This is a genomic window from Pseudomonas sp. A-R-19 (genome assembly GCF_019956575.1).
Taxonomy (GTDB): Bacteria; Pseudomonadota; Gammaproteobacteria; order Pseudomonadales; family Pseudomonadaceae; genus Aquipseudomonas.
Window position 1 is genome coordinate 53,943 of the sequence record NZ_JAHBDR010000065.1, and the last position, 7,626, is coordinate 61,568.

Here is a 7,626-nt window from a genome sequence, read left to right on the forward strand (position 1 = left end):
TTTTTTTGTGGGCGCAGGAAAACCGCGGCGGTAGGAACCAGATTCCTGCCGCCGTTATTTCACTGTTGGTCGAGTTTCGCCGCCGCCCGCTCGGTGATTTCCGCCCGCAGCTTCAATGAACTGGCAGCCCGCTGGCGAGCCTCTACCAGCACACTGGCCGGAGCCGTCTCGGGGCTGCCGGCGCTAAATGGCGGGGCAGGGGCGTACTCCAGTTGCAGTTGCACCAGCTCGGCGGTGGCCTGGTCGAACAACTCGGCGGCCAGGGTCAGGGCGAAGTCGATTCCGGCAGTAATTCCGCCACCGGTCAGCAGATTGCCGTCGCGAACCACCCGATCTTTCACCGCGATTGCGCCCAGCGGCTTGAGCAGTTCGTGATACGCCCAGTGAGTGGTGGCGCGTTTACCCTTGAGCAATCCCGCCGCGCCCAGCACCAGCGAACCGGTGCATACCGACGTGATGTACCGGGCGTTGGCAGCCTGGGTCTTGAGGAAGTCCAGGGTCTGTTCATCTTCCATCAACGGCCCGACGCCCCCACCACCAGGCACGCAGATCACGTCCAGCGCCGGGCAATCGTCGAAGGTGATGGTCGGTTTCAGCAACAAGCCGGTGCTGGCGGTGACCGGCATCAAGTCTTTCCAGATCAGATGCACTTTTACATCCGGCAGCGAGGCCAGCACGTCATACGGGCCGGTCAGGTCCAGTTGCTGAACCTGAGGAAACAACAGAAAACCGATCTGCAACGTCATGGTGTTTTTCTCGTGAAGTGGGTGGACGGCTTCACTGTAGGCTCGTAGGATTTGGCGTATACGCCAATATCCCCACGAATTACGCCAAATGTCGAAAACCATCCATGTACTCGCTTTCGCCAACGTGCAATTGCTCGACGTCACCGGGCCGCTGCAGGTGTTCGCCTCGGCCAACGACATTGCCCGTCAGCAAGGTCTGCCGCCGCCCTATGCGCCGACAGTGATTGCCAGCGGCGGCGGGGCGGTGATGTCCTCGGCGGGGTTGGCGCTGTTGGCCGAACCGTTGCCGGATGATGGCACCGATACCCTGATCATCGCCGGTGGCTGGGGTGTCTACGCAGCGACGCAAGATGCGCCGTTGGTCGCCTGGGTGCGCGAGCATGCCCGTGGCTGCCGACGGGTTTCCTCGGTGTGCACCGGTGCGTTCCTGCTGGCAGCCAGCGGCTGGCTCGATGGCCGGCGCGTGGTCACCCACTGGACCCGCTGCGAGCAACTGGCGCAGCAGCATCCGCGTTTACAGGTCGAGCCCAACCCGATCTTCATCAATGACGGCCCGATCTGGACCTCGGCCGGAGTGACCGCCGGCATCGACCTGGCGCTGGCCATGGTCGAACAGGACCTGGGGCGCAACATGGCCCTGGAAGTTGCCCGGCAACTGGTGGTGTTTCTCAAGCGCCCGGGTGGCCAGTCGCAATTCAGCGTGACCCTGTCCCTGCAACAGGAAGGCAACCGTTTCGACGAACTTCACGCCTGGATCAGCGAAAACCTCACCCAGGACCTGGGCATCCCGACCCTGGCCCTGCAGGCCGGCATGAGCGAACGCAGCTTCGTGCGCCACTACCGCGCCGACACCGGCCAGACCCCGGCCCGGGCCATCGAACTGATCCGCGTCGAAACCGCACGGCGCCTGCTCAGCGATACCGGCGTACCGATCAAACGGGTGGCGGTGCAATGCGGCTTCGGCAGCGAAGAAACCCTGCGCCGCAGCTTCCTGCGGGCCATGGGCGTGACGCCGCAGGCTTATCGGGAGCGGTTTTCGGTTAGTGCCGCAGTAGATCCAGTAACGCCTTGAGTGTTGCTTCTGGCGCTTCTTCGGGAATGTTGTGGCCAACGCCTGCCAAAATCCGACGTTCATAGGTACCGGTGAAATGCCCGATATCTTCGTCGATGTCTTGCGCAGGCCCAACACCGTCATCGGCACCGCACAGTGAAATCGTTGGTACGCTGATGCCCGGTTGTTTGCTCAGGGCCTGCTCTATCCATTCCAGCGCCGGGTCGCCAGGGGCGTACATAAAGCGGTGGCGGTAGGAGTGAATCACCACGTCAACGAAATCCGGGTTATCGAAGGCCGGGGCGCTCAACGGATAGCGTGTCGCATTTTCGGCCCAGGTCGGTGACCAGAGATTCCAGAGCAATTTGCACAAGCCCCGGCGATTTTCAGTCAGGCCCGCGACGCCACGAGGCGTGTGGAAATAGTACTGATACCAATAGCGATGCTCGGTCTCCGGAGCCAATGGCTGTATCGAATGGGGGATGTCCTGAAGGTTATAGCCGTCGCCCGTCACCAGGCAGCGCACCCGTTCCGGCCACAGCGCCGCCACAATGCACGCCGCTCGCCCACCCCAATCGTAGCCACACAGGGACGCCTGTTTGATGGCAAGGGCATCCATCAGGTCAAGCAAATCCTGGGCAAGGGCGGCTTGCTGGCCGGAGCGCAGTGTATCGGTGCTGATGAAGCGCGTCGGACCGTAACCCCGCAGATACGGGACGATCACGCGGTAACCGGTAGCGGCGAGAGCGGGGGCGATTTCGTCGTAGGCGCGTGGCGAATAGGGAAAACCATGGAGCAGAATGACCGGGTCGCCGGTGGCGGGGCCGTGTTCTTCGTAGGCAATGTCGAGTTGTGCCGTGCGGACGGTCTTTAGCGGTTGCTCAATCATCACATCCCCCCGGTTGTCTGGACACTCTTACAAGCCTGGCGCATTGTTCAAGCTCTTTGCCTGAATCCGATGCAATTGCCCCGCCAGGTCCACGTCCAGGTCTTCCCCACGCAACCCTTGCCACTGCGCGAGGTACTTGAGGGAGCCGTATTTTTCGAGTTTCTTCAGGCTGCGGCTGACGCCACCTTTCCAGCCCAGTACCGGCAACTCGCCGGCGAGGCACTGTCGGGCGAGGTCGGGGAAGCGGGCGGCGCGCTGGCGGCCGACTTCCCAGCATTTGATCAGGCCCTTGTCACCGGCCTCCCAGAGTTCTTCGCGGTTCAAACCGGTTCGGAGCGGGGAGTCGATGCTGCGTTGGATGTGTTGGGTCATTCAGGTTCCTTGAATTCGGGGGGGTCTGGACAGCTCCGCTGTACCCGTTGTGCAAAGATGTTAGGTGGGGATGTAGCGGCTGGCAACAGGCTATTTTCGGGGTGTTGCAAGCGGTTTTGTTTAAGAAGCGTAGGGCTCGGATTGCACAAGACCTGTGGCGAGGGGGCTTGCCCCCGTTCGGCTGCGCAGCAGTCGTAAAGTCAGGCAACACTGTCTTTGCGAGAGACTCGATAGGCCGTTTTGGGGCCGCTGCGCAGCCCAACGGGGGCAAGCCCCCTCGCCACAGGTATGGGTAGTGTTGGAAGTTGGAGTTCAAGGCTGCCAGACAACCTTCTCCCCACTCAACCTCCGATCCAGAAAGCAAGCCGCACTGATCAACGCCAGATGCGTCAATGCCTGCGGCGTGTTGCCCATATGCCGCCCATGGCTGTCGAACTCTTCGGCGTACAGCCCCAGCGGGTTGGCGTACCTGAGCAACTGTTCGAACTCCAGATGGGCCTTGTCCAACTGGCCGGCGCGGGCCAGGCATTCGACGTACCAGAACGAGCACGCGGCGAAGGCGCCTTCGCTGCCGGGCAGGCCGTCGATCTGGCTGTCGTCGTTGCGGTAGCGGTAGATCATGCCGTCGCGCACCAGGCTCTTTTCGATGGCTTGCAGGGTCGCCAGCCAACGCGGGTCGCGGGCGCTGACGAAGCGCACCAGCGGCATCAGCAGCATCGAACCGTCCAGGCCGCTGCCGCCGATGTGCTGGACGAAATGCCCACGCTCTTCATTCCAGAAGTTCTCCCAGATGTCGGCATGGATCGCCTGGCGCGTCTGATCCCAGCGGGCGAACGGGGCGGGCAGTGAGCGTTTTGACGCGAGGCGGATGGCGCGGTCCAGGGCGACCCAGCACATCAGCCGTGAATGCAGGAAATGGTACTGCTCGCCGCGCATCTCCCAGATGCCGACATCCTTTTGCTCCCAGGTTTCGCAGACCTGATCGACCACCTCCACGGTGTGTTTCCAGCCTTCATGGGAGATGGCTTCGCCGTATTTGTTGACCAGGTAAATCGCGTCCATCAGCTCGCCAAAGATGTCGAGCTGGACCTGTTCATAGGCCTGATTGCCGATGCGCACCGGTTGTGCGCCACCATGACCGGACAGATGCGCCAGCTCTATCTCCGGCAACTCCTGGCGACCGTCGATGGCGTAGAGAATGTTGAGCTTCATCGGCTTGCCCTGACAGTCGCTGACCCGTCCGCGCAACCAGCGCATGTAGGCGTTGGCCTCTTCGACGAAACCCAGGCGCATGAACGCATAGACGGTGAACGAGGCGTCGCGGATCCAGGTGAAGCGGTAGTCCCAGTTGCGCTCGCCGCCGGGGCTTTCCGGCAGGCCGAAGGTCGCGGCAGCGAGAATGGCGCCGTGTTTGCGCGAGGTCAGCAGCTTCATTGCCAGGGCCGAGCGGTTGACCATCTCGCGCCAGCGGCCGCGGTAGTTGGACTGGCCGATCCAGTCGCGCCAGAACTTCAGGGTGCGCTCCAGGCACAGCTGTGCGGCGCCGTCCTTGAAGCGCGGATCGTCGAGGGCGCCGAGGAGGAATTCGCTCGTCTGGTCTTGTTCGAGGGTGAATTCGGCTACGGCCGCGTTGGCGTCGATGCGCAGGGTCTGATCCGATGAGAGCCGCAGCGACGGTTGATCGGCAGCGTCGAAGATCACGTCCTGCTTGTCCATGCGTGCGCGAGTATTGGCGCGGGCGTAGTCATGGCGTACAGCGCAACGCATGTGGAAAGTGGCGCGGCCGCTGACCACGCGGATCCACCGCATCAGCAGCGGCAGGTCGTCCTCGGTGTCGCCGACGGGCAGCAGGTCGGTGACTTCGACCACCGCCCGGTCACTGAGCCAGCGGGTTTGCAGCACATTGGTGTCGGGCAGGTAGATCTGTTCGCGACGGGCGTCGGGCAAATCCGGCGACAACTGGAAAATACCCGCTTCGGGGGTGTCCAGCAGCGAACAGAAAATCGTCGGGCTGTCGAATTCCGGCCAGCAGAAAAAATCCACGCTGCCCTTGTCGTTGACCAGCGCCGCGCTGCGCATGTCACCGATGATGCCGTGGGCGTCGATGGGGCTTTGGCGTTCGGGGTGATCAGCCATTGTCGTGAAACTCCGGGAACCTGGGGCGTAAATAGCTGACTGGTCGGGGCGGCCGAGAGTTCATTTGGCGGGGTGGTTGTGGTGGTTTTGCTGGCCTCTTCGCGAGCAAGCCCGCTCCCACGATTGAGCGGTGTACGCCGGCCAGTGTGGGAGCGGGCTTGCTCGCGAAGGGGCCTTCACATTCAACCAACAATTCCACGCTTCCCCGGCAATCAGCCGTTATGGCAACGTGCAGTCCCCTGATGAGACCAGACCCATGGCAAACCCCTATCGCGAGTTGTTCAAAGCCCCTGGCAGCGGCGCCTTCGTACTGGCCGGAATGATCGCGCGCATGCCGATTTCCATGACCGGTATCGGCCTGATCACCATGCTTTCGCAGTTGCAGGGTGGCTACGGTCTGGCGGGTGCAGTGGCGGCGACGTTCGCCCTGGCCACGGCGTTTTGTGCGCCGCAGGTTTCCCGATTGGTGGATCGATATGGCCAGGGGCGGATCTTGCCGGCGGCGGCGTTGCTTGGCGGCGGGGCGCTGTTGCTGCTGTTGCTGTGCACGCGATTGCAGGCGCCGCACTGGACGCTGTTTTTCTTCGCCGCGCTGGCCGGTTGCATGCCGAGCATGTCGGCGATGGTGCGGGCGCGCTGGACCGAGGTGTATCGCGGCCGCCCTGAGCTGCAAACCGCCTACGCCCTGGAATCGGTACTGGATGAAGTCTGCTTCATCGTCGGGCCGCCGCTGTCAGTGGGCCTGTGCGTGGTGGCATTCCCCGAGGCCGGGCCGTTGGCGGCCTTGCTGGCACTGGCCATCGGCGTCACTGCGTTCGTCTTGCAGCGCAGTACGGAGCCGCCGGTGCATCCCCATGAGGAACATCAGCAAGGCTCGATCATTCGTTCCCGCGACATTCAATTGCTGATGCTGTTGATGGTGGCCATGGGCACCATCGTCGGCGTGGTGGACGTGGTCAGCGTCGCCTTCGCCCAGCATCAGGGCCAGCCGGCGGCGGCGAGCATTGTGCTGTCGGTCTACGCCATCGGCTCGTGCCTGGCCGGGCTGGCGTTCGGCGCACTGCGCTCGAAAGTGCCGCTGGCGCGGCTGTTCTTGTATGGCGGGGTGGCAACGGCTGTGACGACCTTGCCGTTATTGCTGGCGTCGAACATTTTCGGCTTGTCCCTGGCGGTGTTTGTCGCGGGGCTGTTTTTTGCACCAACGCTGATCGTCGCCATGGCCCTGGTGGAGCAGATCGTGCCGCCGGCAAAACTCACCGAAGGCCTGACCTGGCTGGTCACCGGCCTGAGCATCGGCGTGGCGATCGGTGCCGCCGGCTCCGGCTGGCTGGTGGACGGCTTCGGTGCGCGCAGCGGGTTCTGGCTGGCGATTGCGGCGGGAGCGGTGGTGCTCGGTTCCGCGATTCCGAGCTATCGTCATTTGAAATGAAGATCCAATGCTGGAAACAGCCCCCTGTAGGAGCGAGCCTGCTCGCGATGGACTAAAGAGCACTGCGTTTAGCCGGTAAGCACGCGTAATCGTTAACGACCATCGCGAGCAGGCTCGCTCCTACAAGGGATCTCTGTACGACTAATTCTCGGCGCACCTCATCCGTTCTCTTTACAGACAACTTTCGAGGAAAGCCCGGTGCCCCAGCTGACATTGCTGTGCCTGCCCTATTCGGGCGCGAGTGCCATGGTCTATAGCCGTTGGCGGCGCAAGCTGCCGCAGTGGCTCACGCTGCAACCGGTGGAGCTGCCGGGCCGTGGCGCGCGCTACGGCGAGCCCTTGCACACCGACATGCGCCGCCTGGCGCTGCAACTGGCCCATGAACAGAAAGCCACGCTCAAGACACCATACGCGCTGTTCGGCCACAGCATGGGCGCGTTGCTGGCCTGTGAGATGGCCCACGCATTTCGCGCGCTGGGTTGCCCGGAACCGGTGGCGCTGTTCGCCTCGGGTACCGCCGCGCCAACCCTGCGCGCCGACTACGACCGCGGCTTTGCCCAGCCCAAGACCGACGCCGAACTGATCGAACAACTGCGCACCCTCAACGGCACCAGCGAAGAGATCCTCGCCAATGAAGAGTTGATGAGCCTGACCCTGCCGGTCCTGCGCGCGGACTTCCTGTTGTGCGGGCGTTTCGAACCGATCCAGCGCCCGTTGCTCAAATGCCCGGTGCACGTGCTCGGCGGCAAGGCCGACCGCGCCACCACCGAGCAGCTGATCGGCTGGAGCCAGGAAAGCCACGGCAGTTTCTCGGTGGACATGCTGGCTGGCGGCCACTTCTTCATCCATGAGCAAGAGGCCAAGGTGCTGCGGGTGATCAAGGATCAGCTTGAGGTGCATCATCGGAGGCATGCCATGGCTGTCAGTGCCTGACTCGGTCAGTGTGGGAGCGGGCTTGCTCGCGAAGACGGTGTATCAGGTGCCGGATGGGTGACTGACACAC

The 7,626-nt window shown here is 63.0% G+C and carries 7 protein-coding genes; 3 read left to right on the forward strand and 4 right to left on the reverse strand.

Going from position 1 to position 7,626, the window contains the following annotated elements:
* Positions 1 to 59: 59 nt before the first annotated feature.
* Entirely contained in the window at positions 60 to 746 is a 687-nt protein-coding gene (gene inhA, locus KGA88_RS18830; RefSeq protein ID WP_223593445.1) for an isonitrile hydratase, read from the reverse strand.
* 88 nt (positions 747 to 834) lie between these two features.
* On the opposite strand from inhA, the gene KGA88_RS18835 reads away from it, so the two are divergent.
* The gene (locus KGA88_RS18835; RefSeq protein WP_223593447.1) at positions 835 to 1,818 is read left to right on the forward strand and encodes a GlxA family transcriptional regulator; all 984 of its coding nucleotides are present in this window, start codon (positions 835 to 837) and stop codon (positions 1,816 to 1,818) included.
* Here the strand turns inward: KGA88_RS18835 and KGA88_RS18840 are convergent.
* The 3 genes from KGA88_RS18840 to KGA88_RS18850 all read right to left on the reverse strand — a co-directional run bounded on the left by KGA88_RS18840 (position 1,787) and on the right by KGA88_RS18850 (position 5,194).
* Positions 1,787 to 2,686 carry an alpha/beta fold hydrolase gene (locus KGA88_RS18840; RefSeq protein WP_223593449.1) on the reverse strand — a complete coding sequence of 300 codons (900 nt, stop codon included), beginning with the start codon at positions 2,684 to 2,686 and terminating at the stop codon, positions 1,787 to 1,789. The genes KGA88_RS18835 and KGA88_RS18840 overlap by 32 nt on opposite strands.
* Positions 2,687 to 2,713: 27 nt before the next feature.
* Positions 2,714 to 3,058 (reverse strand): hypothetical protein, encoded by a 345-nt coding sequence (locus KGA88_RS18845; RefSeq protein WP_223593451.1) that lies wholly within the window; start codon positions 3,056 to 3,058, stop codon positions 2,714 to 2,716.
* A gap of 312 nt (positions 3,059 to 3,370) precedes the next feature.
* A complete protein-coding gene (locus KGA88_RS18850; protein WP_223593453.1) occupies positions 3,371 to 5,194 on the reverse strand; it encodes a glycoside hydrolase family 15 protein in 1,824 nt (607 codons plus the stop codon).
* Between the two features lie 256 nt (positions 5,195 to 5,450).
* Between KGA88_RS18850 and KGA88_RS18855 the strand changes: the two genes are divergently transcribed.
* Complete coding sequence (locus KGA88_RS18855) at positions 5,451 to 6,623, forward strand: MFS transporter (protein ID WP_223593455.1); 1,173 nt, start codon at positions 5,451 to 5,453, stop codon at positions 6,621 to 6,623.
* 198 nt (positions 6,624 to 6,821) lie between these two features.
* Entirely contained in the window at positions 6,822 to 7,556 is a 735-nt protein-coding gene (locus KGA88_RS18860; protein WP_110663293.1) for a thioesterase II family protein, read from the forward strand.
* Positions 7,557 to 7,626: the final 70 nt, after the last annotated feature.